The organism is Piscinibacter gummiphilus (genome assembly GCF_002116905.1).
Classification (GTDB): domain Bacteria; phylum Pseudomonadota; class Gammaproteobacteria; order Burkholderiales; family Burkholderiaceae_C; genus Rhizobacter; species Rhizobacter gummiphilus.
Window position 1 is genome coordinate 214,283 of sequence record NZ_CP015118.1, and the last position, 25,907, is coordinate 240,189.

General features: G+C 68.2%; 25 protein-coding genes and 1 pseudogene. 13 read left to right on the plus strand and 13 right to left on the minus strand.

Annotated features, from left to right (window positions below; genetic code table 11):
- Window positions 1-37: 37 nt before the first annotated feature.
- Window positions 38-2,341 carry a catalase gene (locus tag A4W93_RS00945; protein WP_174694871.1) on the minus strand — a complete coding sequence of 768 codons (2,304 nt, stop codon included), beginning with the start codon at window positions 2,339-2,341 and terminating at the stop codon, window positions 38-40.
- A gap of 354 nt (window positions 2,342-2,695) precedes the next feature.
- A complete protein-coding gene (locus tag A4W93_RS29400; RefSeq protein WP_157131558.1) occupies window positions 2,696-2,899 on the minus strand; it encodes a hypothetical protein in 204 nt (67 codons plus the stop codon).
- A gap of 175 nt (window positions 2,900-3,074) precedes the next feature.
- On the opposite strand from A4W93_RS29400, the gene A4W93_RS00950 reads away from it, so the two are divergent.
- The 3 genes and pseudogenes from A4W93_RS00950 to A4W93_RS00960 all read left to right on the plus strand — a co-directional run.
- Window positions 3,075-3,659 (plus strand): CinA family protein, encoded by a 585-nt coding sequence (locus A4W93_RS00950; protein WP_237357658.1) that lies wholly within the window; start codon window positions 3,075-3,077, stop codon window positions 3,657-3,659.
- 95 nt (window positions 3,660-3,754) lie between these two features.
- Window positions 3,755-4,279 carry a hemerythrin domain-containing protein gene (locus A4W93_RS00955; protein ID WP_085748827.1) on the plus strand — a complete coding sequence of 175 codons (525 nt, stop codon included), beginning with the start codon at window positions 3,755-3,757 and terminating at the stop codon, window positions 4,277-4,279.
- A gap of 25 nt (window positions 4,280-4,304) precedes the next feature.
- Window positions 4,305-4,760: pseudogene (locus tag A4W93_RS00960) on the plus strand (DUF421 domain-containing protein); the annotation flags it as partial.
- 238 nt (window positions 4,761-4,998) lie between these two features.
- Here A4W93_RS00960 and A4W93_RS00965 read toward each other — a convergent pair.
- The gene (locus A4W93_RS00965) at window positions 4,999-5,610 is read right to left on the minus strand and encodes a CinA family protein (protein ID WP_257790070.1); all 612 of its coding nucleotides are present in this window, start codon (window positions 5,608-5,610) and stop codon (window positions 4,999-5,001) included.
- 117 nt (window positions 5,611-5,727) lie between these two features.
- Window positions 5,728-6,279: a hypothetical protein gene (locus A4W93_RS00970; protein WP_085748828.1), complete on the minus strand. Its 552-nt coding sequence runs from the start codon at window positions 6,277-6,279 to the stop codon at window positions 5,728-5,730.
- A 323-nt stretch (window positions 6,280-6,602) separates the two neighbouring features.
- Here A4W93_RS00970 and A4W93_RS00975 point away from each other — a divergent pair, with 323 nt between their 5' ends.
- Window positions 6,603-7,013, plus strand: coding sequence for a hypothetical protein (locus A4W93_RS00975; RefSeq protein ID WP_085748829.1), 411 nt, complete (start codon window positions 6,603-6,605; stop codon window positions 7,011-7,013).
- A gap of 768 nt (window positions 7,014-7,781) precedes the next feature.
- On the opposite strand, the gene A4W93_RS29410 is transcribed toward A4W93_RS00975, so the two are convergent.
- A complete protein-coding gene (locus tag A4W93_RS29410) occupies window positions 7,782-9,347 on the minus strand; it encodes a TniQ family protein (RefSeq protein ID WP_157131561.1) in 1,566 nt (521 codons plus the stop codon).
- A 190-nt stretch (window positions 9,348-9,537) separates the two neighbouring features.
- Here A4W93_RS29410 and A4W93_RS00980 point away from each other — a divergent pair, with 190 nt between their 5' ends.
- The 3 genes from A4W93_RS00980 (at window position 9,538) to A4W93_RS00990 (ending at window position 13,473) form a co-directional block, all read left to right on the plus strand.
- Complete coding sequence (locus A4W93_RS00980) at window positions 9,538-10,614, plus strand: MBL fold metallo-hydrolase (RefSeq protein ID WP_218919200.1); 1,077 nt, start codon at window positions 9,538-9,540, stop codon at window positions 10,612-10,614.
- A gap of 84 nt (window positions 10,615-10,698) precedes the next feature.
- Window positions 10,699-11,736, plus strand: coding sequence for an AraC family transcriptional regulator (locus A4W93_RS00985; protein ID WP_085748831.1), 1,038 nt, complete (start codon window positions 10,699-10,701; stop codon window positions 11,734-11,736).
- A gap of 90 nt (window positions 11,737-11,826) precedes the next feature.
- On the plus strand, window positions 11,827-13,473 hold the full coding sequence (locus A4W93_RS00990) for a GMC oxidoreductase (protein WP_085748832.1): 1,647 nt from the start codon (window positions 11,827-11,829) through the stop codon (window positions 13,471-13,473).
- A 37-nt stretch (window positions 13,474-13,510) separates the two neighbouring features.
- Here A4W93_RS00990 and A4W93_RS00995 read toward each other — a convergent pair whose 3' ends face one another.
- From A4W93_RS00995 to A4W93_RS01010, 4 genes are all read right to left on the minus strand, one after another.
- Window positions 13,511-13,879: an H-NS histone family protein gene (locus A4W93_RS00995; RefSeq protein WP_085748833.1), complete on the minus strand. Its 369-nt coding sequence runs from the start codon at window positions 13,877-13,879 to the stop codon at window positions 13,511-13,513.
- An 86-nt stretch (window positions 13,880-13,965) separates the two neighbouring features.
- On the minus strand, window positions 13,966-14,598 hold the full coding sequence (locus A4W93_RS01000) for a Crp/Fnr family transcriptional regulator (protein ID WP_085748834.1): 633 nt from the start codon (window positions 14,596-14,598) through the stop codon (window positions 13,966-13,968).
- Window positions 14,599-14,667: 69 nt separating this feature from the next.
- Complete coding sequence (locus A4W93_RS01005) at window positions 14,668-15,363, minus strand: helix-turn-helix transcriptional regulator (RefSeq protein WP_099959833.1); 696 nt, start codon at window positions 15,361-15,363, stop codon at window positions 14,668-14,670.
- Window positions 15,364-15,484: 121 nt separating this feature from the next.
- Window positions 15,485-16,405, minus strand: a complete 921-nt coding sequence (locus tag A4W93_RS01010) for a DUF1349 domain-containing protein (RefSeq protein ID WP_157131562.1) — start codon at window positions 16,403-16,405, stop codon at window positions 15,485-15,487.
- Between the two features lie 207 nt (window positions 16,406-16,612).
- Between A4W93_RS01010 and A4W93_RS01015 the strand changes: the two genes are divergently transcribed.
- Genes A4W93_RS01015 through A4W93_RS01030 form a run of 4 tightly spaced genes read left to right on the plus strand, consistent with a single transcriptional unit; the run spans window position 16,613 to window position 19,679 of the window.
- A complete protein-coding gene (locus A4W93_RS01015) occupies window positions 16,613-18,412 on the plus strand; it encodes a hybrid sensor histidine kinase/response regulator (protein ID WP_157131563.1) in 1,800 nt (599 codons plus the stop codon).
- A gap of 51 nt (window positions 18,413-18,463) precedes the next feature.
- A complete protein-coding gene (locus A4W93_RS01020) occupies window positions 18,464-18,784 on the plus strand; it encodes an ArsR/SmtB family transcription factor (RefSeq protein WP_085748838.1) in 321 nt (106 codons plus the stop codon).
- Window positions 18,781-19,245, plus strand: a complete 465-nt coding sequence (locus A4W93_RS01025) for an SRPBCC family protein (protein WP_085748839.1) — start codon at window positions 18,781-18,783, stop codon at window positions 19,243-19,245. The genes A4W93_RS01020 and A4W93_RS01025 overlap by 4 nt, the downstream gene beginning before the upstream one ends.
- A 17-nt stretch (window positions 19,246-19,262) precedes the next feature.
- Window positions 19,263-19,679 carry a GFA family protein gene (locus A4W93_RS01030; protein ID WP_085748840.1) on the plus strand — a complete coding sequence of 139 codons (417 nt, stop codon included), beginning with the start codon at window positions 19,263-19,265 and terminating at the stop codon, window positions 19,677-19,679.
- Here the strand turns inward: A4W93_RS01030 and A4W93_RS01035 are convergent.
- The gene (locus A4W93_RS01035) at window positions 19,669-20,337 is read right to left on the minus strand and encodes a response regulator transcription factor (RefSeq protein ID WP_237357659.1); all 669 of its coding nucleotides are present in this window, start codon (window positions 20,335-20,337) and stop codon (window positions 19,669-19,671) included. The two genes, A4W93_RS01030 and A4W93_RS01035, sit on opposite strands and share 11 nt — an antisense overlap.
- Window positions 20,338-20,508: 171 nt before the next feature.
- On the opposite strand from A4W93_RS01035, the gene A4W93_RS01040 reads away from it, so the two are divergent.
- Window positions 20,509-21,555: a hypothetical protein gene (locus A4W93_RS01040; protein WP_157131564.1), complete on the plus strand. Its 1,047-nt coding sequence runs from the start codon at window positions 20,509-20,511 to the stop codon at window positions 21,553-21,555.
- 3 nt (window positions 21,556-21,558) lie between these two features.
- On the opposite strand, the gene A4W93_RS01045 is transcribed toward A4W93_RS01040, so the two are convergent.
- Both A4W93_RS01045 and norR read right to left on the minus strand, forming a co-directional pair.
- Window positions 21,559-21,996: an excinuclease ATPase subunit gene (locus A4W93_RS01045; protein WP_085748843.1), complete on the minus strand. Its 438-nt coding sequence runs from the start codon at window positions 21,994-21,996 to the stop codon at window positions 21,559-21,561.
- Window positions 21,997-22,039: 43 nt separating this feature from the next.
- A complete protein-coding gene (norR, locus tag A4W93_RS01050) occupies window positions 22,040-23,638 on the minus strand; it encodes a nitric oxide reductase transcriptional regulator NorR (RefSeq protein WP_218919201.1) in 1,599 nt (532 codons plus the stop codon).
- 101 nt (window positions 23,639-23,739) lie between these two features.
- On the opposite strand from norR, the gene hmpA reads away from it, so the two are divergent.
- A complete protein-coding gene (gene hmpA, locus A4W93_RS01055; RefSeq protein WP_085748845.1) occupies window positions 23,740-24,921 on the plus strand; it encodes an NO-inducible flavohemoprotein in 1,182 nt (393 codons plus the stop codon).
- Here the strand turns inward: hmpA and ylqF are convergent.
- A complete protein-coding gene (ylqF, locus tag A4W93_RS01060) occupies window positions 24,907-25,884 on the minus strand; it encodes a ribosome biogenesis GTPase YlqF (RefSeq protein WP_085748846.1) in 978 nt (325 codons plus the stop codon). The genes hmpA and ylqF overlap by 15 nt on opposite strands.
- Window positions 25,885-25,907 lie beyond the last annotated feature (23 nt).

The window sequence follows — 25,907 nt, forward strand, 5'->3', positions numbered from 1 at the left end:
GCCGCTTGTAGCGACGGCGGCTTGGCTCGGCAGCCGATCAAACCAGGGGAGGGTCGGTTTCCCGCTCGAAGTAGCGATGGTGTGCCATCGCGTGAATGAACTTCTTTGCGCCCGCATCGGCATCCGCCTCCAGGATCAGCCCGAGGTCCGGTTCTCCCGAGGGAAGGGACGAGGGCACCCCGGCTTTCTCCAGCAGCGCAGCGCCCGCACCGAGCGCCAGCAATGGCTTGCAGTGCCGGTACTGGTCGCGGATGAACTCGAACGTGTGCGCGTCCGCCGCGAGGGCGTCGACCCCCGCCTCCCCGTCCGGCAGGACCAGCGCGTCGAAGAGGAAGCCGGGTTCGTTCTCGAGAGACACGTCCGCTTCGATGGCCACGCCGTCGCTGGTCTGCACCGGTCCGATGCGAGGCGCCGCAAAGCGAGGCACTGCGCCCCGAGCGAAAAGTGCCTCGTGAATCGCCGTCACGCCGGCCCCCGCGACGCCGTCGGCCACCAGAATCGCAACCTTGCGCCCCGCGATGGACCCGTCGCCAGGGCGGGCCAGCAAGGACAACGCGGGCGACTGCGTCACTTCCGGCTTGGGCGGATCGGTGACGGCGCGTGGCATCGGCTCGGGCAGAGGCATGTTCAGGCCCTGCGCGACTTTCGCAGCCAGATCTTCCGAGGCGTTGCGCAGAGACGCCACCATTCTTTGACGAATGGCCGGCACCGTGACCTTGCTCAGTTCGAAGCGGAAGGCCGCGGCGATGTGCGCCTGCTCGGCAGGGGACTGGCTTTCGTAGAAGAGCGTTGCCTGCTGGTAGTGCTCGGCAAAGAGTTCTGGCTTGGCGCGAACCTTGGCCTGCTCCTCTTTGCCTTGCAGGCGGGCCGCGACGGACACGAATCCCTGGGTCGCCCCGGCCTGGAAGGGGCAGCCACCGGCCAGCGAGTTCGGCTCGTAGGCGACGCGTCCCCGGTGGATGGCTTGCCGGTGCATCCCGTCGCGCTGGTTGTTGTGAACCTGCGCGATGGGCGAATTGATGGGAATCTCGTGGAAATTGGGACCACCCAAGCGTGAGATCTGCGTGTCGACGTACGAGTGGATGCGCCCGGCCAGCAGCGGGTCGTTGCTGAAGTCCAAGCCCGGGATGATGTTGGCGGTGCAGTACGCCACCTGCTCAGTCTCTGCAAAGAAGTTGTCCGGGTTGCGGTTGAGCACCATGCGCCCGATCGGGCGCAGCGGTACCAACTCTTCGGGCACGATCTTCGTGGCGTCGAGCACGTCGAAACTGAAGCCGTTGGCCTGTTCCTCGGTGAACACCTGGATGGCAAGCTCGTACTCGGGGTACGCGCCCCCTTCGATGCGCTCCCACAGGTCGCGACGGTGGTAGTCGGGATCGGCGCCGGAGATCTTGACCGCTTCGTCCCAGGTCAGGGAGTGCGTCCCGGCCTTCGGGCTCCAGTGGAACTTGACGAAGACCGAGTCGCCTTCGGCATTGACCATCCGGTACGTGTGGACTCCGAACCCCTGCATGGTCGCGTACGAGCGGGGAATGGCGCGGTCACTCATCGCCCACATGAGCATGTGGGTCGACTCGGGCATCAGCGAGACGAAATCCCAGAACGTGTCGTGAGCGCTCGCGGCCTGCGGCATTGCATGGTGCGGTTCGGGCTTCACCGCGTGCACCAGGTCGGGAAACTTCATTGCGTCCTGGATGAAGAACACGGGGATGTTGTTGCCCACCAGATCCCAGTTGCCTTCGTCGGTGTAGAACTTCACCGCGAAGCCGCGCACGTCGCGGGCCGTGTCTTTGCTGCCGCGTTCGCCCGCGACGGTGGAGAAACGTACGAACACCGGAGTGACCTTGCCCGCTTCTTGAAACGGCGCCGCGCGGGTCAACTCAGTCAGCGCTTCGTAGCACTCGAAATAGCCGTGCGCAGCCGAGCCGCGGGCATGCACGATGCGCTCGGGGATCCGCTCGTGGTCGAAGTGCGTGAGCTTGTCACGGAGGATGAAGTCCTCCAGCAGCACGGGCCCGCGCACGCCTGCCTTGAGGGAGTTCTGGTTGTCGGCGATTGCGACGCCCTGGTTCGTGGTCAACACTTGACCGGTCGAGTCCACGCGCACGCGCTCGAGGGCGCCGATGGTGGCATTGCGCCCCGCGGCCGCCGTCGTCCCGACTTTGGGTGAGGTCTGCGCCTCCGACAAGGTGCTTCCCGTCGGCAATCGAGAGCGCGGCACCGCGGTGGCGCCGGGTTGAGGCTTCATCCCGGCCGCCATGCCGTGTTCGCCCGCCTTGGTGGCATTGAAGGGGAACGCCTCTGCGAGCGACTGGGTGTGCTCCGCTTTGAGGGCGGGCATATCGTTGTCAGGCGCCGGAGATGGATTCGCCGGGCCGCTGTCGGTATTGCGTGCAGCGGATTTCGCTGCGGACTTGGAGCCGCTTGCAGGTTTAGAAACGGGGGCGGTCTGGGGAGCAGGAGCAGGTTTTTTGGCCACGGTAGGTCCCTCGTCGAGTGGAAGGTCTCAAACAGAAACGCCCTTGGCAGGCGTCGTACCTGCAAGGGCGCTTTGTGCATAGGCGCCATCTAATTCGTCGATTGGGCGCTCCTATGGCAGGCGGACCGGGTAAACCGGCCTGGATCAGAACTGGTCGCTGCCGCCGCGTCGTTGCTGGTCGCGCTCGCCTTGTTGGGTGCGCGCGTTGCCTTGATCCTACTGATCGCGGCGTTGACCGGGCTGGTCCTGCTGAGGGGTGCGGTTTCCGCCTTGCTCTTGTTGAGCGCGGCCGCCCTGCTGGTCCTGCCGCTGGCTTTGATTCTGCGATTGGTTCTGGCTTTGGCTGCCTTGCCCCTGTTGGTCGCGACTCGGGTTGGCTTGATCCTGCTGCGAGCCGTTCGGGTTAATCGTGTTGGACATTTGAGGCTCCTTCGAGTGCCGGCGACAGTACCGGCAAACCAAGAGCAGCAATCGAGGTGCCGACCAATATGGCAAGCCTCCTACGAAACGATCGGATCGCGCTGAAGGCCTCAGCGCGACAAGCAAGGCAAACTGAAGCTGCAATCGTGTTCGATCCCACGCGTATGTTGCTGTCATGTCCACGAAGCGAAAGCTGTACGACCGCGACCCGCCGACTTCAACGGCTTTGCCGATGCGGTACATCGCTGCTTACATGAAAATGCACGGGCTCAAGTTAGTCACTGCCGAGTCCTGCACATCAGGGCTCATCGCGTCCGCGATTGCCGAAACGCCCGGGGCCGGTGAATTGCTGGATTGTGCGTTTGTGACGCATGCGCCAGCGGCAAAGGAACGCTGCCTGGGCGTGCGACCAGAGACCCTGAACCGGCATGGCCTGACCAGTGAGCCCGTAGCGCGCGAGATGGCGCTTGGCGCACTGACTAGGAGCGAAGGAAATTTCGCCGTAGCAAATGCGGGTGGCCCCTATGCGTCGGACCCCATGATTGCCACGGGTACGCTGTGTTTTGCTTGGGCGTTCAGGGTGCAGGGTGCCGAGCCCGTGGTCGTCACTGAAACGCGGATCTTCATTGGGGAGCGAAACGCTGTGCGGCATGAGAGCGCGCACTACGCACTGGCTCGCATCGTGCCGCTGCACATGCGCTCCATCCGTCGATTGAAGTTGGGCATGCGGGCTCGCCAAAAGATCGACGCTGCTGCGTGATTGTCCGACAGCGAGATCAGCAACGCCCGATCCCTCACGAGTTCTGGTGCAGCCACCATCATGGGCGCCATTCAACCCGCAGCCAGGAGCACATCATGCCCACAGCCAAGAAAACCCCCGCCCGCAAAACCGCCTCGGCACCCCGTGCTGCCGCCAACGATGCCATCAAGCTTCTCACGTCCGATCACGCCGAGGTCAAGAAACTGTTCAAGGCCTACGAAAAGCTCGTGAAGGAAGAGGCCTCCGACACTGAAAAGGCCGAGGTCGCGACCACCATCTGCAAGATGCTCACCGTGCACGCGCAGATCGAAGAGGAAATCTTCTACCCGGCGGCCCGCGAGGTGCTCGAAGAGCAGGACCTGGTCGACGAAGCTGACATCGAGCACGCAAGTGCAAAGGATCTGATCGCTCAAATCGAAGCCTCAGACCCTTCGGACGATCACTACGACGCGAAGGTAAAGGTGCTCGGCGAATACATCGACCACCACGTCAAGGAAGAGGAAACCGAGCTCTTCAAGGAAGTGAAGAAGGCCGGTCTCGACACGGCACAGGTGGGCGAGGAGCTGGCGGCTCGCAAGGAAGAGCTGATGGCTGAAGTCGGCTTGGAAGTGCCCGCCTGATCTTCCTCGCCAGGCGCGGACGTCGATGTTTGAGCTTGCGACCCCCTGGTGGGAGCTTGTCGCAAGGGCATTCCTCGTCTATGCCGCGCTGATGCTGATGGTGCGCTTGTCGGGCAAGCGCACCGTCGGCCAGTTCACCCCGTTCGACCTTCTCGTTGTGATGCTGCTTAGCGAAGGAGTCAGCAACGCACTGTCTGGCGGCGAGGAGTCCGTTCTCGGTGGACTCATTCTCGCGGCCACGTTGATCACGTTGAACGTCTGCGTTGCAGTAGCAAGCGCCAGAAGTTCGCGCTTTCAGGAAATCGTCGAAGGAGCACCGGTGCTGGTCGGTCGCGACGGGGCGGTGTTCGACGACGTTCTGCGTCGTCAGCACATCGGACGCGGTGAACTCGAGAAGGCTCTGCGTGAGGCAGATTGTTCGCTCGAGGAGATGCAGTGCGCATTTCTTGAAACCGACGGGGCATTCAGCATCTTGAAGCGCCCCAAAAAGCCCAGTCGACGGACTCGTAATGGCCGAGCGCGCGAGCATCGTTGCCGCTCCGGGAGCGCCATGGGCCTTTGGGGCGGCGGCCATGCGTCGAGACGAATGCGTCCTCGAGGAGCGAACTCCGAAGACTCGCTGCGATAGGGGCGTTGCGCGTTCTCCCTCCGGCTCATCATCGATGGAGCTTCGGTACCCACTCTGCGTAACGGGCGATCCCGACGCTAGCGGCGCTGGCTTAGGCGCTCGGATCGTTGGGGCCGGATCCCCGAGTCGAAATCACGTCCTTGCACGTTTGATTGAAGAGCTCGCGAATCCTGCTGAGGGCGTAGCGCGCGCTCGCCAGCCTGATTTCGCTGCGATCGCCTTCGAACACGCGCGTTTCGGAATAGACAGTTCTTCGACCGCCCTTGCCGACAAAGATCCAGGCGTAGCACTGGGTGCCGGGCGCAACTTCATCATCGACGGGGTCCGTCACCCCGGTGTTCGAAACGGCAAGGTTGGCTCTGCTGTTGTTGAGCGCACCGATGGCCATCTCTCGGGCCACGGTTTCACTGGTGAGATTGAACTTCTCGAGGGTTGACGCCTGCACCCCCAGGCAGCGTTGTTTTGCCTCGGGGGAGTACGTGACAAACGCGCAGTCGAGCAGCCCACCCGCGCCGGGGACATCGGCCACGGTCGAGGCAATCAAGCCGGCCGTGCACGACTCGGCCGTCACCATTTTGAACCCGGCCTCCTTGAAGAATGCGACGAGGCCTGCGGCGTCGAACGCGTCCTCCAGTTCGGAGCTTGGGCGAGAGTGATTTGGCCGGAGGAGGCCGTCTGTAGGCGCGGGCATGTTCGAGCGCATCTTGTGTCGAGGCAACTGAGTTCAAGCGCGGCCGTTCGCCAAGCAGCGAGGGGTTGACGGAGTTGTCGGCCCTTCCGTCTTTCCAATTCGTCGCCCGGCACCGCGCAACCGGTGTTCTTAGCGGTAGACGCCTTCGCCGCGCCCGCGCTCCCACTCGCTTTGAAGGTGTGCCGCATCGGCTTCGTCTCGCGCGCGCAGGCCCATCAGGATGCCACCGTCCTTGACGCCCGCCTCGTATTGCTTGACCCGTTCCTCGGGGATGTTCCACCCGATCAGAGCGCCGATCAGCCCACCACCAGCAGCCCCCGCCCCCGCGCCCGCGAGAGCTGCCGCAAGCGGCCCCGCGACGACCCATCCGATTCCGGGAAGGACGAGCGTAGTACCCACCGCAGCGATCGCGGCGGCGATGGCGCCGACCGTGCCGCCGATGGCACCGCCAACGCCGGCCCCTTCCGCAGCCTTGGTCCCGAGCTCAGTCGTGACTCCGGGCTCATTCGGAAAATGCCGCGTACGTGTCTCGTCGGACATGACCAGGCTCAGGTCATCCTTCGAGTAACCCCGGGCTGCGGCGCTGCCGTACGCTGCCTCGGCGCTCTCGCGATCGCGGAACAAGCCCGTGACCAGCATGCCGGGCTGTGTGTTGGTCGTGGGGGTGGTGATGTCATTCATGAGAACCTCGTTCATGGAAGGGCAGGGATCCCCCTGCAGACGTCCGCTGGGTGAGCGCTGAGCGCCGTCACCGCGCTTGCAACAGTGTGCTCGTGCGCCTGCGGCTTGATGTAGGACGCTGAACGTGTTGGGTGTGGGCGGAGCACTGTTTCGGGCTAACTGCGTCATCCGTTCGGGCCGTGTGCAACCGCTTGAGCGCGCACGGAATGACTTCTCGCCAGCTCTCAGCAACGTCTCGTGTTGTCTGACACCTGGATGCGCTATCGTCGTCTTGTCGCGGGCATGCGAGTGCAAGACGATGTCCGGCGCGACGGGGAGAACAAATGGCTGAGCTGCGGCAGAGTTTGGAAGTGATGGGCGCTGTGCAGTGGCTGCTGGCTGCTTCGTTCCTGGCGTGCTATACCCTGGCCGTTGGAGGATTCTTCGGCCCCGGGAGTCGCGGCCCCGCAGCGTTGATCTCACTCGTCTCGGCCGTGGCCTTCTCCGGACAGATGGCAAATTGGGTCCACGGATTCCTGTTGACAGCACTGGCGATCATTGGAATCGCAGTGTTCATCGTGGCCGCGTGGATTCTTCAAAAATCGTTCAGCGGCCTATTCGAATATTCCTTGGTCGCCACGCCAGAGCGCCAGCATCATCGCGTGGTCGCTGCCGGCCGTGAAGCCGCGCCGTCGTGGGCTTCCAGCCCCGGAAGCTTGCAACTGCCGTCCGTCACAGAGAACACCCCAGGCTGATCTCCGTCCTCCCGACCTGCGGCATGCCTCCGGCAGGCGAGGGTGCCGATTCGGCTCGATACCAAAAGGTGCGGAGTGCGCTTGCGTTCGTAGGAACGGTCGCACACGGCTGAGGGCTGCGGTCCTCTGGTCGTTGGTCACTTTCCCAACTAGCATGCCGTGCGCGAAGTAACGACTCAGGAGTGCGCATGCGCAGAGTGTTGATGTGGGCGGTCGGTGTGCCGACGATCGTGCTGAGCATGGTGCTCGTCACCTTCAGCAGCGATACACCGCAAGCGGTTGCGAGCTCGACGGGATCGCGCTCCGCGCCGTCTCGCTGAGACACCAGTTCATCGACTGGGCAACGGAACCGACGCGTCGATCGTCCCGCTGCCCTAGGGCAACCATCGTTCGATCAGCTGCTGAAGCTTGTCGAAGTCGATGGGCTTGGGTAGGACGTCATTCATTCCGGCGTCGAAATAGCGCCTAATCTCTTCAGGCCCACAACTCGCTGACGTGCAAATGATGGCCAAGTCGGCGACCGACATGCCCATCCCACATCGAATGAGGTGCGTTGCTGGGCCGATACCTACACCGCGGGTCGTCGACTAGAACGACTGCTCATCGGGGAAGAGGAGCGAAGGGCTGCTTCGGGTCGATAGCAGCCGGTCGAGGAGCGTTCGCCGAACGACCGCTTCGCCTGAAGCGGTCATGGCGAGGTAACGCGCGAGCCCAATTCACCGGCCGAGGCTGTGCGGCTTCGCCGCGCACTGACCGTACCTTCGCTGACTACGAGGTCCGGGTTGATCTCGGACGGTCCGAAGGGATGACCGACGAGACGCGTTCCTTCAACGGAAAGTTCTCATCAAGCCATTGATGATCGTTCTTCTTCAGCCACCTGTACGGCGACCGAGGTTGCTTGTTGAGTCCGTCCCGGGTCGTGATCCCGAGCTGCTTCATTGAGGTCGCAACGTCACGGCGACGCGCCCGCTCGGCCTCATGCGCCGCGCTGGAAATCACCTTGCCTCGTAGTGGCAGCCGCTCCTGCAGCCAGACGGCATCGTTGTGCAGGAGCCATTCATACGTCGAAAGTGCTTTTCGGGCGAGTGCCGTTCGAGTGTTCACTCCGCGCGCCAGCCACGACTCAGCTCGTGCTCGGTGCTCCGCCGCTGCTGAACCGCTTGCGCGAAAAATCTGAGCTTGTCTCGGTCGAGCCGTGGCTGAGGTCACGCGGCTGGTGATTTCTGCTGGCAGGGCCGCCAAGAAGGAGCGTGCTCGGTCTGTAGAAGCGATGCCGTGCCGCTCTTCTAAACTGCTTGGTGAACTCCCTTCGACGAGCAGCTTGGCCGCGGAAATGGGGAATCCAGTGCGCGCGGCCGTCGCCCGTACTACGCTCCAATCGCTTGGACTCAGACGATGCGTCGTGTCCGCCGTAGGCGCATCCACGCTTCGCTGATGATCGGCGGCATGCAAAGCGTTCCACGCAACGAGTAGCGCGGGGTGACATCCGAGCTCTTGTTGATGCGACAGGCGCGTCAGTTGAGTTTCCGAAACTGTGCACTCGAGTAGCTTCGACAAAGCTTCCGCGTCTTCGCAGTCCCAACTTTTCAGTAGTCTCTTGCCGGATCTCCCCGTGGTATCAGGTGGCGCGAGGCGCCTACTCGGATCCAGTCGAAGATCCTTTTCAAGTGCCAGACGGCGCATCAACGTCGCATACGCCCGGTAGCCCGGAGACTGAGCCGATGTCATCTCTTCAGGCTGGCCGCACACGCAGGGATCGCCTGGAAACAGATTGAAGCGCTCATTGGGAGTGGCTCGGCAGTTCGCGCCGCTGCAGCTTTGAACGAGTGGGCGTTCGTGGGTCCAGCAGTGTTTGAGTCCGGGAAGGTGATGGTGCACGCGCCAGAATGCAAAGCCGAAGGTCGAGTGATCCTCGTCGACGCACCGTTGGCACCATCTGGAGGCCGCGGTGACCAGTGACCCATTCCTTTCACCTGGAAAGAACCTCCTAGGCTCGAACCTGCCGGTCTTGGCTGCGTGCGCAAGTGCCGCCGTTTCAACTTCGATGCTGAGCAGCTTGCCGAAAGCGCTGAAGGGCGTGTGCTCTCTTAGAAGTTTATCGGGAGAGATGAGGTGGACGTATGCCGCTGACAGCTTGTTCAAGTCGTAGCCGAACACGGGCCTATGGAGCAACCGATTCCCGCAGATGGCCAACTGCTGCGACTGAGCTTGGATCCGTCCGTCGAGGGCGGCGCGCGCCTGCACCAAGGACCAGATCGACGCGAACTCAGGAAAGCTTGAAATCACCGGTTTTGATTCTTTGTTTGCAAGCGCTGCGACGTTCAACTGGCTCAACGCCGACTTTTTGAATCTTTGCGTTCAAGGCGCCGGTGGTCCGCGGGGTTCTTCGTTCGATCGAATCGACCGGCGGTTTTGAATCTTTGTTCGGAGGAAACAGCGCCACTGTACTGTGTGACCTTCCTCACTGACCGGCGCCGCGTCCGGAAGGACACTGCCCTCATTGGAGGTCCCCATGTTCGGCAACCTGATCTTCCGCCAGCTGTTCGACGCCGCGTCGTCGACGTACACCTACCTGCTGGGCTGCGCCACGACGCGGCAGGCGGTGATCATCGACACGGTGTTCGAGCAGCACTTCCGCGACCGCGCGCTGATCGAGGAGCTGGGGCTGCACCTCGTGGCCGCGCTCGACACGCACTGCCACGCGGACCACGTGACCGGTGCCTGGCTGATGCAGCAGGCCACGGGCTGCCGCATCGGCATCTCGGCGCGCTACGGCGCGGACCTGCACGGGGCCGACCTGCGGCTGGACCACGGCGATCGCATTCCCTTCGGCATGCGCCACCTCGCCGTGCGCGCCACGCCGGGGCACACCGATGGCTGCGTCACCTACGTCAGCGACGACCAGCGGCTGGCCTTCACCGGCGACTGCCTGCTGATCCGGGGTGCCGGCCGCTGCGATTTCCAGCAGGGGCACGCGGGCACGCTGTACCAGTCGATCACGGGGCAGATCTTCAGCCTGCCCGACGACTGCCTCGTGTTCCCCGCGCACGACTATGTGGGCCGAACGATGTCGTGCGTGGGCGAGGAGCGCGTGCACAACCCGCGCATCGGCGGCCAGGCCGATGAACGCGACTTCGTGGGTTTCATGGAGAACCTGAACCTGCCGCACCCGAAGCAGCTCGCGGTGGCGGTGCCCGCCAACCTGCGCTCGGGCCAGCCCGAGGGTGGCAAGCCGCCGTCGCTCGCGGACTGGGCGCCGGTGCGGCAGACCTACGCGGGGCTGATCGAGATCGAACCCGACTGGGTCGCCGACCACCTCGACGACGTGCTGCTGCTCGACGTGCGCCAGCCCGCGGAGATGGACGAGCGCCTCGGCCGCATCCGCAACGCGCGGCTGCTGCCGCTGAGCGAGCTGAAGGCGCACCTCGAGGAACTGCCGAAGGACCGCCCGATCGTCACGGTGTGCCACGCGGGCATGCGGTCGGGCCAGGCGACGGTGCTGCTGAAGCAGGGCGGCTTCACGCGGGTCGCCAACATGCGGGGCGGCATGCTGGTGTGGCAGCAGCTGGGGCTGCCGGTGGTGCGTGGAGAAGGCCTCTAGCGTTCATCGGTCTCCTGTAGGGAACGCTTTGCGCATTCCCGCCGAGGCCCGACACTGCCGGGTTCGCCGGCTTCCGGGATCGCCATGAACGTGTCGCCCGTCAACTTCAAGGCCGTGGCCTACGTGCTCGATGTCGAAGGGTTCGACTCGGCCGCGGCGCTCGAACGCTGCGGGTTCGGCGCCATCGACGCGCTGGACGACCACGGGCCCTGGTTGCCGGCTCGCCAGCTCGGTGACCTGATGGCGGCCGCGGTGGACGTGACCCGCGACCCGTGTTTCGGCCTGGTCGCCGGCAAGAGCAAGGGGCTCATGCGGCACGTCACGCTGATGCAGGTGACGCTGGTGGCGCCGACGCTGCGGCAGGTGATCGACGACATCTGCCGGTTCGCACCGCTGTACCTCGAACGGTCCGAGGTCGAGTTGTGCGTGCGGTCCGATGCCGCGGAGATCGTCGTGGCGCCCGTGGTGTCGCTGGGCGTGGGCGGGCGCTTCCGGACCGAGCTGGTGGCCACGAGCGCCGCGCAGATGGTGCGGTTCGCGCGCGGTGCCGCCGAGGACATCCTCGCGGTCGAGATGCCCCACGCCTGTCCGCCCGGGCAGGCCTCGCGGTACGCGGCCACGTTCGGCCCGCAGGTGCGCTTCGGGTGCGACCGTTGCGCGGTCGCCTTCAACCCGCGCCTGCTCGACATGCCGCTGCAGACCCACGACCCGGGTGCCTATGCCGCCGCGCGCCGCGTCGCCGAAGCGGCGCTGGCGGCGCACGGCCCGATGCCACGCATCGCCGAACGCGTGAAGCACTGGCTGCTCTCCGTGATGCCGCGGCAGCCCTCGTTGAAAGAAGCTGCGGCGCGCTTCAGGCTGAGCGAGCGGGGCCTGCGGCGCCAGCTGTCGGCCTCGGGCGTGACGTACACCGAGCTCACGCAGCAATGCCACCGGTCGGTGGCCGAGCACCTGCTGGCCCGGCGCGACCTGTCGATCCAGCAGGTGGCCGACCGGCTCGGGTTCGCCTCGGTCGCGAGCTTCCACCGGGCCTTCCGGCGATGGACCGGCTCGACGCCGGTGAGATGGCGCGACGCACCCTTGTCCGGAGCACGACGCACCCCCTCCGGGGAAGCCCCGTGATCCAAGGGCAATGACGTGGTCAGCCGGGGCATAGATCGCGGCGCCCATCGTTCCTAGCATGCCTCCTCCTGAACCAAGGAGGAGAACGACATGACGGAGACAAGACGCGAGTTCGGCCAGCGCATCCTGGGCGCGGCCGCGGCACTCGGACTGAACACGGTCACGGGCGTCGGCGTGGTGGGCCGCTCGATCGCGGCGGGCGGCCTCGCCGCCACGGTGGCCGAGTCGTCGCGGGCCCAGGCCGGACGCGAGCGTGTGCGCGCGCTGGTGGTCGGCACTGGCTACGGAGGCGCGGTGACCGCGCTGCGCCTGGCCGAACGGGGCATCCCGGTCACGATGCTGGAGATGGGCCGGCTCTGGAACACGCCGGGGGCCGACGGCAAGGTCTTCTGCAGCAACGAACATCCCGACGACCGCGCGATGTGGTTCTCGACGCAGGCGGCGGCCGTGGTCACGAGCTTCGGCGGCCACCCGGTGAACCGCGAGGTGCCCTACGGCGCGGGCGTGCTGGCGCTGAAGCGCTATGCGGGCATGGACGTGTACCTCGGGCGCGGCGTGGGGGGCGGGTCGCTGGTCAACATGGCCATGCTGATCACCCCGCTGCGCGAGGTGCTGGCCGAGGTGATGCCGGCCGGGTTCCTCGTCGACGACTTCCTGCTGCGGCATTGCCCGAAGGCGCGCGCGAAGCTGAAGGCCAACACCATCCGCCCGGCGTACTTCGAGTCGAGCGTGTACCACCAGTACGCGCGCACGCTGCGGGCCAACCTCGCGCGTGCGGGCTACACCACCGACTTTCTGCCGTCGGGCTACGACTTCGCCTACATGGAGAAGGAGGAGGCCGGCCTCGTGCCGCGGTCGGCCCTGGGCAACGAGGGCGGGTTCGGCAACAACCACGGCAAGAGCAGCCTCGACAAGAACTACCTCGCCGAGGCGATGGGCACCGGCCGCGTCACCATCCGCGCGATGTCGTCGGTGAAGAAGATCGAACGTGCACCCGATCGCACCTGGGTGGTCACCGTCGAGGAGATCGACCTCGCCGGCAACATCCTGCGCCGGTACACGGTCGGCTGCGACTACCTGTTCCTCGCGGGCGGCAGCATCGGCACCACCGAGATGCTGGTGCGGGCGCGCCAGACGGGCACGCTGCCCCGCCTCAACAGCCACGTGGGCACGCGGTGGAGCGCGAATGGCGACATCTTCGTGTGCCGGGCCAACACGCCCGAGAACCCGGTCGGCATCCCGCAGTCCATCGTGCCCGCCACGGGGTTCCGCACCCGGGACCAGGACGGCCGCCCGCTCTTCTCGATGAGCCTGCCGCTGCCGTTCCCGTTCGAGTCGGGCATCAGCATGAGCATCGTGATGCCGCGCAACCCCGAGACCGGGTCGTTCACCTACGACCGGGCGGGCGACCAGGCCTTGCTGAACTGGAGCGGGCAGAACGCACCGGCGGTGACCAGCGCGAAACACGTGTTCGACCAGGTCAACGGCGCCAACGGCACACAGTACCGCAACGACCTGTTCAGCGGGAAGGTGTTTTCCGATGCTGCCACGTACCACGCGGTGGGCGGGGTGCCCCTGGGCCGGGCGACCGACCTGTACGGGCGGGTCGCGGGCTACGACCGGCTCTACGTGACCGATGGTGCGCTGATCCCGGGGGCCCTGGCCGCGAACCCGGCCTTGACGGTCGCGGCGCTGGCCGAGCGCAACATCGAGAACGTGCTGCTGAGGGATTTCTGAGCGGACGGGTCCGGGCCGCGCCCGGACCGCCGGCGCCCTAGGGCGCCTGGAGCGCGAAGTCTTCCTTGGACTTGCCTGCGGCGAGGGCGTCCTGCAACCAGCGTGGCGTGCTGCCGCGGCCGGTCCATTCGTTGCCGGTGCCGTCGGCGTACTTGGCGGGCAGCTTGACCTTGGCGCGTGCGGGCTTCACGGGTTTCACCGGCTTCGCCGCGGTGCGGCGGGAGGCCTTGCCGTTGCCTTGGGTCTTGGCCTTCGAGCCGAAAAGCTGCTCGGGCGTGAGGCCGTAGAAATCGATGGCTTCGCGGATGCGGCCCACCACGCCGTCCACTTCCCTGGACCTGGCGGCTTCGATCTGTCGCTGGAGCTTTTCGATTTCCGCCGTCATCTGGGCGATGGTCTTGGCCATGGGTACTGCCTGGGAGTCTTGATTCGGGCGAGCATACGTGAAACCCCGCGAGGATGGCTGAACGGGCGTGCGCTTCCGCGCCGGGCCTACCAGCTCGACGGCAGCGGCCGCACGATCAACATGCCCGCGCCGTCGTTCTCGACGTAGCCGCCGCGCTGCAGGTCCTTCATCAGCTTGCTGATCATCTCGCGCGACGCGCCCACGCGGTTCGCCAGCTCCTGGTGCGTGGGCCGTGCGGCGATGCGCCGGGGTTCGCCCTCGGCGAGCGTGTTGAGCACACGGATGAGCCGGCCGTACACGTCGAGCAGCGCGAGGTTCCGGGCGCTGTCGGTGGCGAGGCGCGCGCGGCGAATCACGCGCTTGATGAGCTCGAACGCGAAGTCGGGGTGGGCCGTGATGTGGTCGCGCAGCGTGGCCCGCGGCACCACCACGCACGACGTGGCCTCGAGCGTGATGACCGAGGCCGAGCGCGGGCCGCCGTCGAGGCTCATCTCGCCGAGGTACTCGCCGGGGCCGTAGGTGCCGTAGGTGATCTCGCGGTCGCGGTCGTCGATGGAGAACGCCTTCACGCGGCCCGACAGCACGATGAACAGCGTGTCGCTGAAATCGCCTTCCTGGATCAGGAGGGTGCCCTTCCGGTAACGCCTCAGGGTGCCCCGTCGCGCCAGGATCTTCAGCGGGTCGGGCAGCGCGGAGAGGTCGGTGTCGGCCAGGTCCATGGGTGGAGCGTGCGTTGCGAGCCGGCGGCGCCGGCCCGCAAAAACTCTAGCACGCTCCGGCGGTGCCGCTCAGTGCGGCGAGGGGGGGCGGATCAGCGAGTTGATCGGCGGCAACGCCGCGACCCGCTCGAGCAGGGCGCGGATGCTCTGGCTCTGCGTCTTCTGGCGGATGCTCGTGATCTGCGTGCGCACGGTGGACACCGCGACACCGCAGTCGCGGGCCACTTCCTTCGGCCGCAGGCCGCGGCACAGGCCGCGCAGCACGTTGGCTTCGGCGCCGGTCAGCCCCTGGGTGCGGGCGAAGAAGTCGATGGTGAGGGTCTCGACGTGCTGGCGCCGGCCCAGCACCAGCAGCACGAGGGGCTCGGGGTTGTCGCGGCTGGCGGGCAGCGGCACCGCGGCGATCGACAGCGCCCGCGCGCCGTCGCCCAGCGTGAAGAGGCGCCGCCGGCCGAGGGCCGCCTCCTGAACGGCGAGGAGGAACCGCGCGAGGTCTTCAGGCCGGCTGGGCGTGACATGGCCCTGGGTCAGCTGCAGCGCGCCGTGGTGCCCGAGTTCGTCGCGCGCGGGGTGGTTCGCGTGGCACAGCAGGCCGTCGGCCGAGACCAGCAGCACGCCGTGGGCCATCTCGTCGAGCACGAGCGACAGGCAGCGCGTGAGGCGTTCACCCCGGCTGCGTCGCTCGGGGCCCGTGTAGGAGCCGGGGAAAGGCAGTGGACGGCGTTGGGCCACGGGTTCGGGCGTCAGCATGTCGGCGTTCAGCATGGTCGTTCCCCTGGGATGTGTGTGCAAGCGAGGGGACCGCGCCACGGCGCGCGGGCCCATGCCGCCAATCTAGGCGCCGGGGGAGGCGTGCCGACGTGAATCTGACCGCGACGCTTGTGAACTATTCACCTGTGCCGGCCAGCCACCGGCCCGTGGCTTCGTTCGATCGCAGGTTGGGGCGGCCGTGCCCCACCGCATCGATGACGTAGTGGTACGGCACCCCTTCGAGCGCGGTGGAGTCCTCGAAGGCGAGGCCGTCGACGCCGTGGGCGATGCGCACGTACGGCCCGCCGTGCACCGTCGCGCGCAGCACGTTGTGGTACGTGGTACCGGGACTGCGCCGCCAGGCGAGGCGGATGCCGCGGCGCTGGCCGGTGACGGTGAGCCAGGGGTGGCTGTCCGCCGGCGGGCGCGGGGGCGCCGAGACGAGCCGCACGTGGTCGAACGCGGCCGTGGTGGTGTCGTCCGCCGACCCCGAGCAGGCAGCTAGGCCCACGAGCATCGTGCCGGGCAGCTCGTGGAAGCGGATGCTGGCGATCAGGGCCCAGTCCCGGCCGTTGGCCGAGCCCCAGCCCTGGATGCCGTTGCCGTGCCGGGCCAGCTTGAGCCACCATGGGGTGAGGGCCGGGTGGTCGTGCGACTCGACCCGGCTCGCGCCGAGGCCGTGGCGCCACAGCGCCCGCAGTTCGCCGTCTTCGGCGAGCTGCAGCCAGACGGCCTTGGTGTCGGGCGTGGGTTGCGGCCCGCTGCGCATCAGGATGCCGGCCCGCGCCGCGGCGCCGCCCACCGACACGACCCGGGCCACGAGCACGCCGTCACCCTCGAGCGCCCGGCAGGCGAAGTGGAAGCCCTTGTCCTTCTCGAGGCCGGCGGCGTCCATGGACCACACCGCGTCGCGCACGCGGGCGCGGCCGGCCCGGCGCGTGTCGCCGACCGGGATGAGTTCGAAGTCGCTCGCGCGCCGCAGGGGGGTCGAGACGCGGCCGGTGTCCTCCGGCGCGCCCGCCGGGGCGGCGTTCACGTGACCGCGTTGTCTGTGCATGTCGGGTTTTGTCTGCGGGTGGGAGCCCGCGCGCGAGGCCGGGAATCCACTCCTGGCGCAAAGGGCGCGCCAGGGGGTGGGAGGCCCTCCGGATCGTTCCGGCGGACGAGGATGGTCACAAGCGGACGCCACGGGGTGGAAGGATCGTTAACCTGTGACATTTCTGGCCAATCGGGACCGGTTCCGTCCGTGCAGGAAAATGGCCCGATGCCCATGGCCTCCCTCTTCCCGCGCCTGCCGTCCGAGCCCCCGCTCGACCTGTCTTCCCGCCGCCGGCTGCTCGAGTCGATGGCTTCGCGCGGATCGAGCGAGGTGGCCGCGCTGGTCATCCCCGGCTTCCTGGTGTGGGCGATGTCGCGCTACGGGTCCGTGGCCTCGATGCTGGCCTGGTGGGCCGGCTTCGCCCTGTTCACGCTGGTGCTGATCGACCGGCGCCGCCGGTTCCGCGCCGACCTGGCGGCCCGGGGCGACGCCGCGGCCGACCGCTGGGAGCCGGTGTTCCAGCGGCTGGCCGTGCTCAACGGGCTGTGCTGGACGATGCCGGTGTTCCTGACGCTGCGGGTGCCGTCGTACGAGTTCAAGCTGCTGCTGTACCTCGTGATCGCCGCCGTCATCGCGTCGGCCGCCACGTTCCTCGCGCCCTTGCCCGGCGTGTTCTTCCGGTTCTTCGCCGCGTGTTTCGGGCCGCTGGTGGTGGCGGTGGTGTGGATGTTCCCGACCCGCTGGCCGTTCATCCTGCCGCTGACCCTGCTGTACGGCGTGGTGATCTGCCGCCACGCCGGGGGCACGCGTCGCTTCGTGTGGCAGCAGTTCGCGCTGGAGCGCGAGCGGGCCGAACTCGCCGAACGCTATCGGGGCGCGCGGGACCGGGCCGAACACGCCCTCGCGGAGAAGGACCGCTTCCTCTCGACCGCCAGCCACGACCTGCGCCAGCCGGTGCATGCGATGGGCATGCTGGTCGAGGCGGCGCTGGCCCGCAACCAGGACGAGGGCCTGGCCCCGGTGTTGCAGGACGTGCGCCGCGCGGCGCGTTCGCTCACGGGCATGTTCGACGCGCTGCTCGACCTCTCCCGCATCGAGGCCGGCACGTCGGCGGCCTCGCGGGTCGCGGTGCCCGTGCGCGAACTGTTCGACGACGCGGCCACGGTGTTCGGTGGCGACGCGGCGGCGCGGGGCCTCGTGGTGCGTCGCCACCTGCCGCGGCGGCACGAGGCCGCGGTCGCGGGTGATCCGACGCTCGTGCGGCAGGTCGTCTTCAACCTGCTGCAGAACGCGCTGCGCTACACGCAGCGCGGCGGCGTGCTGCTCGGCGTGCGTTCGCGGGCCGATCAGTGGCGCATCGAGGTGTGGGACACCGGCAGCGGCGTTGCCGCCGAGGACCGGGGCCGCATCTACTCGCCGTTCTTCCGGGGGCCGGAGGCGCGGTCCCGCGTGACCACGGGACACGGCCTGGGCCTCGCGGTGGTGGCCCGCAGTGCCGAGCTGATGTCGGCGGGCTACGGGTTTTCGTCCGAGCCGGGCCGCGGGTCCTGCTTCTGGATCGAGCTGCCGAAGACCGAGGCCGTGCCGCCACCCGCGGCGACGGGCGTGTACGGCCGCGTGCGGTCGCTCGCGGGCCGCTGCCTGCTGGTCGAGGACGACCCGCAGGTGGGACCGGCCTGGCTGGGCCTGCTCGCCACGTGGGGCGCCACCGCGCGCCTCGCCCGCGACCGTGCACAGGCGTTGCAATGCCTCGACGCGGGCTTCGACCCCGACGTGATCCTCTGCGACCAGCGTCTGGCCGGGGGCGACAGCGGCTTCGACGTGTTGAAGACACTCCTCGCGCGCTGCCCGCGGGCGCACGGCGCGATGGTCAGCGGCGAACTCGACACCCCGGAACTCACCGAGGCCGAGGACGAGGGCTACCTCGTGTTCCGCAAGCCCGTCGAGCCGGACGTGCTGCACGCCGTGCTGTCCCGCTGGCTGCCCACCGCGCCCTCGCCGGGTGATTCCGGCCCGGGCGCTTGACATGCAGGCATTCGCCTGCATATGATTCCTCCCACGCACTCATCACGACGGATGGACGCTGACAAGATCTTCAAGGCGCTGGGCGATCCCACCCGCCGGCAACTGCTCGACCTGCTGTACGAGCGGAACGGGCAGACGCTGGGCGAACTCTGCGAGCACCTGGACATGGCGCGGCAGTCGGCCACCCAGCACCTCGGGATCCTCGAAGCCGCCAACCTCGTGACCACCGTGCGGCGGGGCCGCGAGAAGCTGCACTTCATCAACCCGGTGCCGCTGCACGAGGTCTACGAACGGTGGGTGCGAAAGTTCGAGCAGCCGCGCCTCGGCCTGCTGCATGACCTGAAGAAGGAACTCGAAGGAGAGGATCCATGAGCCACGGCAAGACCAGCTTCGTCTACGTCACCTTCATCCGCTCGACCCCGGAGAAGGTCTTCGAGGCCATCACGAAACCGGAGGTCGCGCGGCGCTACTGGGGCCACGAGAACGTCTCCGAGTGGAAGCCGGGGTCGGCGTGGCAGCACGTGCGCGCCGATGCGCAGCGCACGGTGCAGCTCGTCGGCGAGGTCGTGGAGATCGTGCCGCCCGCACGCCTCGTGATCACCTGGGCCAACGCCTCGCAGGCGGACGACCCGGAGGCCCGCAGCCGCGTGAGCTTCGAGATCGCTCCGTACGAGGACATGGTGCGATTGACCGTCACCCACGACGAACTCGAGGCGGGCAGTGGCATGGACAAGGGCATCCGCCAGGGCTGGCCCATCGTGCTGTCCAGCCTCAAGTCGCTGCTCGAGACGGGGCAGGGCATGGACGTGTTCGCCAAGCCCAAGGCCGCCTGAAACTCCGGGAGTCGACCATGACCGAGCCCTATACCGGTGGCTGCGCCTGCGGCGCGATCCGCTACAGCACGCACCGCGAGCCCGTCTTCCAGAACCACTGCCAGTGCCGCGATTGCCAGCGGCGAAGCGGCACCGGGCACGGGTCGTACCTGACCTTCCCCGGACGGACCGAGATGACCGTCACCGGCGAGGCCACGCACTGGCGCGTGGCGGGCGACAGCGGCAACGAAAAGGTGCATGCCTTCTGCCCGGCCTGCGGCACCCCGGTGTACCTCGGGTTCGTTGCGATGCCCGACCTGATCGCGGTGCCCGCGGCCAGCCTGGACGACCCGGGGCGCTTCACGCCCCAGGTGCTCACCTACGCGGAGCGCGGCCCCGCGTGGGACACCATCGACCCCGCCCTGCAGGCCTTCGCCCGCATGCCTACGGGTTGATCTGCAGCCGCGTGCCGCGCAGCTTGGTGACGGCCTCGACCCGGCTGCGCACCTGCAGGCGCTGCAACACGGCCGTCACGTGTTCCTTCACGGTGTACTCCGACAGGTTCAGGTCGCGGGCGATCTGCTTGTTCGGGTGACCTTCCAGCATGCGGGCGAGGATGTCGCCCTGGCGCGGCGTGAGGCCCAGCGAGGCCGGGGTCACGGGCACCTCGCGCGACCAGTCGGGCGCGTGCTCCTCCGAGCCGAACCACGTGCCGCCGCCCAGCACGGCGGACACCGCCGCGGCGAACACCTCCGGCGGCTCCTGCTTGTGCAGGAAGCCGTGGGCGCCGTGGCCCTTCGCGCTCTGCCGCACGGTGGGGTGGCCGTCGCCGCTCATCGTCAGGATGCGCACCTTCGGGGCCAAAGACCGCAGGTCCTGCAGGAACCCGGTGCTCGCGCCGTCGGCCATCCAGAAGTCCACCAGGGCCACGACCGGCGGGCCGCGGTCCACGAGCGTCTGCAGCGCCTCGCGGGGGCTGCCCACGCCGATGGCGTCCTCCAGCATCGGATGCGACCGGATGAACGCGGTGATGCCCCGCGAGACGAGGGGGTGGTCGTCGACCACGAGCGCATAGCCGGTGCGGGCGGGAGGGGTTTCGGGGGAGACGGCCAAGACGGATCCAGGGTGGGGACTGCCCCCGAATGGTCGCACGACCCGCGACCGGGCCGGCTGCGTGGGGTTACATCGACCCCACCGGGGTGGGGTACACGGACGGGGCGGGTTCCCGAACACTCGGTCGGTTTCGGCCCGCCCGCGCGGGCTTCCCACCTCACCAGGACTTCCATGCCCCAGCATTCCCGTTCCCTGTCGTGGCTCGCCGCCGCCGTCTTCGCCACTTCGCTCGCCGCGTGCGGCGGCGACGGGGATGATCCGCCGGTCGCGACGACGCCGGCACCGGCGCCCACGCCCGGTGTCCCCGGCGAACCGAACCCCGGCCAGCCCGGCGTCGTGACCGGCCAGTACCGCCTCGAGTCGAGCCCCTCCACCGCGGCCGCCGGCCTCGCGGCGCTGAACGCGATGGGCCAGCTGGGCTACGGGTTCGTGTCCTCGATCAGCCCGTACACCCAGACGCTGCCCGTGCCGATCGGCGACCTGTACCTGACCGACACGGCCCACACCGGGTCGAAACTGCAGTACAGCCTGGTCACGCCGGCGACGAGCGTGGCCGCCATCACGACGCAGCTCAACCAGCAGGGCGCGACCGGCGCGGCGTACAAGGGCGACGTGTCCTTCGGCACCGGTCTGGCCGTCGAGATCCGCTCGATGTACGTCAAGGACACGACGAAGAGCACCACGTTCACGTACGAGGTGAAGCCGACCACGACGACCCAGCAGAAGGCCACGCTGCTCGCCGAACTGAACGCCCAGGGCGCGCGGGGTTTCCAGTTCCACTCGACCGGCGTGCTGGTCCCGAGCCTGGCCGCGTTCAACGTCTACGTGAAGGCATCCGCACCCGCGGCGACCTACACCTACACCTTCGTCGACACCACGGCGACCGGGCCCGCCAACGGCGCGGCGCTCGAGACGCAGCTGAACGCGCAGGGTGCGAACGGCAACGCGCTGCTCGGCACGTACAGCGTGAACGACCTGAACACCTTCGTGCAGATCTACGAGAAGAGCTCGCTGCAGACCACGCCGGTCACGTACGACGTGGTGGCCGTGGACACGTCGGACACGCTGGCGCAGATCACCGCGAAGGCCAACACCAAGGCGGCCGCCGGCGAGTTCCTGTACGGCGACCTGATGACCTCCGACCAGAAGTTCAACACCCTCTACGTCAAGGGCGCGGTGTCGAACCGGCACCCGCTGTCGGGGCCGGTGTTCCCTTGAACGTCAGTTGGGGATCTTCGCGTAGGTCCCCTTGAGCGTCACGCCGACGATCATGCCGCCGGCGTGGCACTCGTACTCGGTCGGGCTGCTGAACGTGTTCTTCTTGTAGTAGCTGACCAGGTCGACCACGGCGTTGGCGCCGAGGGTCTTCGCCTTGTCCTGGAAGGCGATCAGCGCCGACAGCGCGGCCCAGCGGCAGGCGACCTCGTCGGCCTTGCCGACGCCATTGGTCTTCTTGTTCGAGACGTCCTCGCCCTTCTTTTCGAGGACCTTCGGCGTGGGGGCGCCGGCGAGGAAGAACTTGACCGAGCCGTCGAGTTTCTCCTGGGCTTCGGGCATGGCCAGCACGTCGGCCAGCGGCAGCTTGAGTTCGGTGTCGCGGGCGAAAGCCGGGAAGGCCGAGGCGGCGGTGAGCAGCGCGATCAGGAGCGTCTTGTTCATCGAAGGTCCTTGTGAGGGAGAAGGGAGAACGGGCCGGGCGAGTCTAGCGTTCCGTGTCGCTTTCTGTCGACGCCGTGGGCGGGGGGGCTTCCAGCCGCCGCACGAGGCGTGCGAGGTTGGCCCGGTCCATTCCAAGCGCCCGCGCCGCGGCGGCCCGGTTGCCGCCATGGCGCTGCAGCGCGGCCTCGATGTGCCGGCGCTGGAACTGGTCGGTGGCCTCGCGCAAGGGTGCCGGTTCCACGGTCGGAAGATCGGGCGCCGATTCGGACGGCGCGGCGGTGATGCCCGCCAGGGCCAGGTCCTCGGCCGTCAACGTGAGGATGCGCGGCCGCTGGGCGTGCCGTCCGAGGGCGCGCAGCGCGCAGCGGGCGATGGTGTGTTCGAGTTCGCGCACGTTGCCCGGCCAAGGATGGGCCAGCAGCGCCGCCTGCGCGTCGGCGCCCAGGCGCAGGCCGCCGAGGCCGAGGCGCGCGCGGTTCTCCTCCAGGAAGGCGCCGCTGATCAGCAGCACGTCGCGCCCGCGCTCGCGCAGCGGCGGCACCCGCAGCGGGTAGACACTCAGGCGGTGGTACAGGTCGGCCCGGAAGCGGCCGGCACGCACCTCCTCGGCGAGGTCGCGGTTCGTCGCTGCGATCAGGCGCACGTCCACCTTCGGCTCGCGGTCGGAACCCAGCCGCTGCAGCTGGCCGCTCTGCAGCACCCGCAGCAGCTTGGCCTGGGCGGCGAGCGGCAGTTCGCCCACCTCGTCCAGGAACAGCGTGCCGCCGTCGGCCAGCTCGAACTTGCCGCGCCGGTCCGTCACGGCGCCCGTGAACGCGCCGCGCACGTGGCCGAACAGCTCGCTCTCGACGAGGGTGTCGGGCAGGGCCGCGCAGTTCAGGCTGATGAGCGGCCGCCCCGCGCGGCCCGAGGCCGCGTGGATGGCGTTCGCCACCAGCTCCTTGCCCACGCCGGTCTCGCCGCCGATCAGCACCGTGAGTTCGCTGGTGCCGAGCAGCGCGATCTCCTTCTGCAGCGCGCGGAACATCACGCCCTGACCGATCAGTGGCCGCGGCCCGGCCGCGACGCGGAAGCCCTCGGCCCGCAGCGCGAGCTGGTCCATGCGTTCGGCCACGCGGACGGTGGCCTCGGCCAAGCTCGCGAAGGCCTGCAGCGTGGGGTGGTCGGCCGGCGAAAAGCGCGACGGGTCCAGTGCGTCGAGGGTCAGCACGCCCCACGGGCGTTCGCCCACCCGCAGCACGCAGCCCATGCAGTCGTGCACCTCGAGGTGCGGGCCCGCGCCGTCGACGAGGCCGTCGTACGGGTCGGGCAGGCCGCAGTCCGGGGCGAAGTGCACCGGGCCGTTGCCGTCGAGCAGGGCGGCCAGGCGCGGGTGGTCGGCTGCGCGGAAGCGGCGGCCGAGCGTGTCGTCGCTCAGGCCGTCGACGGCGAGCGGCACGAGGCTGTCGCCGTCGAGCCGCAGCAGCGCCGCGGCGTCGCTCGGCAGCACCACGCGCAGCGTCTCCAGCAGCCGGCGGTAGCGCTCGCGCTCGGGCAGGTCGCGGGCCAGGTCGGCCACGAGGGGCACCAGGGCGTCGAGGAGCGGGGTGGGAGTCAATCTGACCTCTGCGGAGTCAATGCGACTTGATCTGTGTCGGGTCATTATGACCACGGTCCGTTCCAAGTGCTTGATTCTTGGGGAAGTCCTTCGTGGCATGCGGGTTGCGATGAGGAGGTACCACTGAACGAACGAAAGGACACCCGATGCTGACCCCCGCCCAACGCGACATCGTCAAGGCCACCATCCCGCTGCTGGAGACCGGCGGCGAGGCGCTCACCACGCACTTCTACCGGATCCTGCTGTCCGAACATCCCGAGGTGCGCGCGATGTTCAACCAGGCGCACCAGGCGAGCGGCGCGCAGGCGCGGGCGCTGGCCCACGGCGTGCTGATGTACGCGAAGCACCTCGACCGGCTGGAGGGCATGGGCAACCTCGCCGCGCAGATCGTCAACAAGCACGTCTCGCTGCAGGTGCAGCCGGAGCACTACCCCATCGTCGGCGGCTGCCTGCTGCGTGCGATCCGCGAGGTGCTGGGCGCCGACGTGGCGACGGACGCCGTGATCGAGGCGTGGGGCGTGGCCTACGGCCAGCTTGCCGACATCCTGATCGGCGCCGAGCGGTCGGTGTACCAGGCCAACGCACAGGCCCCGGGCGGCTGGGCCGGGGCGCGCACGTTCCGCGTCGAGGCCAAGGTGCCCGAAAGCGCCGAGATCACGTCGTTCGTGCTGGTGCCCGCCGACGGTGGCGCGGTCAAGGACTTCGCACCCGGCCAGTACCTCGGCCTCAAGCTGTCGATCGACGGCGAGGAGGTGCGCCGCAACTACTCGCTGTCGGCGGCGCCGAACGGGCGCTCGTACCGCATCAGCGTGAAGCGCGAGTTCGAAGGCCAGGTCTCGGGCTTCCTGCACGACCGCGTGCAGGTGGGCGACACCCTCGAACTGTTCCCGCCGGCCGGCGAGTTCACGCTGCCCGAGGGCGACCGCCCGCTGGTGCTGATCAGCGGCGGCGTCGGCATCACGCCGCTGCTGGCCATGCTGGAGTCGGTGCTGCCGAGCGGCCGGCCGGTGCACTTCATCCACTGCGCGCGCGATGCGGGCGTGCACGCGTTCCGCGAGACGATCGACCGGCTGGCCGCGGCCCACCCGCAGCTCACACGCCGCTACGTCTACGCGGACCACGCCGAACCCGCTCCTGCGCCCGACGCGGTGGGACTGCTGTCGGCCGAGCACCTGCGCGAGTGGCTGCCCGCGTCGCGCGACGTCGATGCCTGCTTCGTGGGGCCGAAGGCCTTCATGCAGTCGGTGCGACGCCACCTGGCGGACGTGGGCGTGCCGGCCGCGCAGACGCGGTGGGAGTTCTTCGGCCCGGCTTCAGCCCTCGCCTGAGTCGTCCGCGCCGTCGTCGACGACGTCCGCCGCCTGGCGGCTGCCCTTGCGGGCCGCCTTGCGGCGCAGGCGCTCGGCCTCCCGGGCCGCGTCGCGTTCGACCGCGTCGGCCCGCCATTGCAGGACCTGCTCGGGGGTCTCGAGCGTGATGCGCCCGAGGCCGCCCGAGCGGAACTCGTGGATCAGGACCTCGGCCGCCTTCTGCAGGTTCACGCGGCCGCCGCTCATCACGGCGCCGCGGCGCCGGCCGACGGCCTCGAGCCAGGCCTCGTCGGGTTCGTCCGACAGGTCCGCCTTCAGCTGGAAGCGCTCCTCGATGCGGCCGGGGTACTCGGTGCGCAGCCGGTGCAGCAGCTCGAGGGCGACCAGCTCCTCGTCGAGCGCGTTGCGCCCCACGGCGCCGCTGGCGGCGAGGTGGTAGCCGCTCTCGGGCACCGCGATGCGGGGCCACAGCATGCCGGGGGTGTCGAACAGCGTGAAGTCGCTCGCGAGCACGATGCGCTGCTCGACCTTCGTGATGCCGGGCTCGTCACCGGTCTTCGCGGCCTTCTTGCCCACGAGCGTGTTGATCAGCGTGGACTTGCCGACGTTCGGGATGCCGCAGATCAGCACCCGCATGGGCTTGGCCATGCCGCCGCGCAGCGGGGCGAGCGAACGGCTCGCGTCGGTCAGGCGCTGAGCGGGCGCGGTGACGCTCGCGTCGAGGCCGATGGCCTGCGTTTCCGGCATCGCGTTGTAGTGGGCGAGCCAGAGCGCGGTGCGCTCCGGGTCGGCGAGGTCCTGCTTGTTGAGCACCTTCAGCGCGGGCTTGCCGTGCGTGAGGTCGGCCAGCAGCGGGTTGGCGCTCGAGCCCGGCAGCCGGGCGTCGAGCAGCTCGATGACCACGTCGACGCCGTTCTTCAGGCGCTCGACGATCGCCTTCTTCGTGGCATGCATGTGCCCCGGGAACCACTGGATCGACATCTCAGCGGGCCTTCGGGAGCAGG

Excerpts from the sequence above, each read along its gene's own strand:
- A4W93_RS01030 (WP_085748840.1), top strand. The coding sequence starts at position 19,263 with ATGACCGAGCCCTATACCGGTGGCTGCGCCTGCGGCGCGATCCGCTAC.
- A4W93_RS00990 (WP_085748832.1), top strand. The coding sequence starts at position 11,827 with ATGACGGAGACAAGACGCGAGTTCGGCCAGCGCATCCTGGGCGCGGCC.
- A4W93_RS01040 (WP_157131564.1), top strand. The coding sequence starts at position 20,509 with ATGCCCCAGCATTCCCGTTCCCTGTCGTGGCTCGCCGCCGCCGTCTTC.
- A4W93_RS01010 (WP_157131562.1), bottom strand. The coding sequence starts at position 16,405 with ATGCACAGACAACGCGGTCACGTGAACGCCGCCCCGGCGGGCGCGCCG.
- A4W93_RS01025 (WP_085748839.1), top strand. The coding sequence starts at position 18,781 with ATGAGCCACGGCAAGACCAGCTTCGTCTACGTCACCTTCATCCGCTCG.
- norR (WP_218919201.1), bottom strand. The coding sequence starts at position 23,638 with ATGACCCGACACAGATCAAGTCGCATTGACTCCGCAGAGGTCAGATTG.
- A4W93_RS00975 (WP_085748829.1), top strand. The coding sequence starts at position 6,603 with ATGGCTGAGCTGCGGCAGAGTTTGGAAGTGATGGGCGCTGTGCAGTGG.
- hmpA (WP_085748845.1), top strand. The coding sequence starts at position 23,740 with ATGCTGACCCCCGCCCAACGCGACATCGTCAAGGCCACCATCCCGCTG.
- A4W93_RS00970 (WP_085748828.1), bottom strand. The coding sequence starts at position 6,279 with ATGAATGACATCACCACCCCCACGACCAACACACAGCCCGGCATGCTG.
- A4W93_RS01005 (WP_099959833.1), bottom strand. The coding sequence starts at position 15,363 with ATGCTGAACGCCGACATGCTGACGCCCGAACCCGTGGCCCAACGCCGT.
- A4W93_RS00985 (WP_085748831.1), top strand. The coding sequence starts at position 10,699 with ATGAACGTGTCGCCCGTCAACTTCAAGGCCGTGGCCTACGTGCTCGAT.
- A4W93_RS01015 (WP_157131563.1), top strand. The coding sequence starts at position 16,613 with ATGCCCATGGCCTCCCTCTTCCCGCGCCTGCCGTCCGAGCCCCCGCTC.
- A4W93_RS01000 (WP_085748834.1), bottom strand. The coding sequence starts at position 14,598 with ATGGACCTGGCCGACACCGACCTCTCCGCGCTGCCCGACCCGCTGAAG.
- A4W93_RS01045 (WP_085748843.1), bottom strand. The coding sequence starts at position 21,996 with ATGAACAAGACGCTCCTGATCGCGCTGCTCACCGCCGCCTCGGCCTTC.
- A4W93_RS00965 (WP_257790070.1), bottom strand. The coding sequence starts at position 5,610 with ATGCGCTCGAACATGCCCGCGCCTACAGACGGCCTCCTCCGGCCAAAT.
- A4W93_RS00950 (WP_237357658.1), top strand. The coding sequence starts at position 3,075 with ATGTCCACGAAGCGAAAGCTGTACGACCGCGACCCGCCGACTTCAACG.
- A4W93_RS01020 (WP_085748838.1), top strand. The coding sequence starts at position 18,464 with ATGGACGCTGACAAGATCTTCAAGGCGCTGGGCGATCCCACCCGCCGG.
- ylqF (WP_085748846.1), bottom strand. The coding sequence starts at position 25,884 with ATGTCGATCCAGTGGTTCCCGGGGCACATGCATGCCACGAAGAAGGCG.
- A4W93_RS00945 (WP_174694871.1), bottom strand. The coding sequence starts at position 2,341 with ATGCCCGCCCTCAAAGCGGAGCACACCCAGTCGCTCGCAGAGGCGTTC.
- A4W93_RS29400 (WP_157131558.1), bottom strand. The coding sequence starts at position 2,899 with ATGTCCAACACGATTAACCCGAACGGCTCGCAGCAGGATCAAGCCAAC.
- A4W93_RS00955 (WP_085748827.1), top strand. The coding sequence starts at position 3,755 with ATGCCCACAGCCAAGAAAACCCCCGCCCGCAAAACCGCCTCGGCACCC.
- A4W93_RS00995 (WP_085748833.1), bottom strand. The coding sequence starts at position 13,879 with ATGGCCAAGACCATCGCCCAGATGACGGCGGAAATCGAAAAGCTCCAG.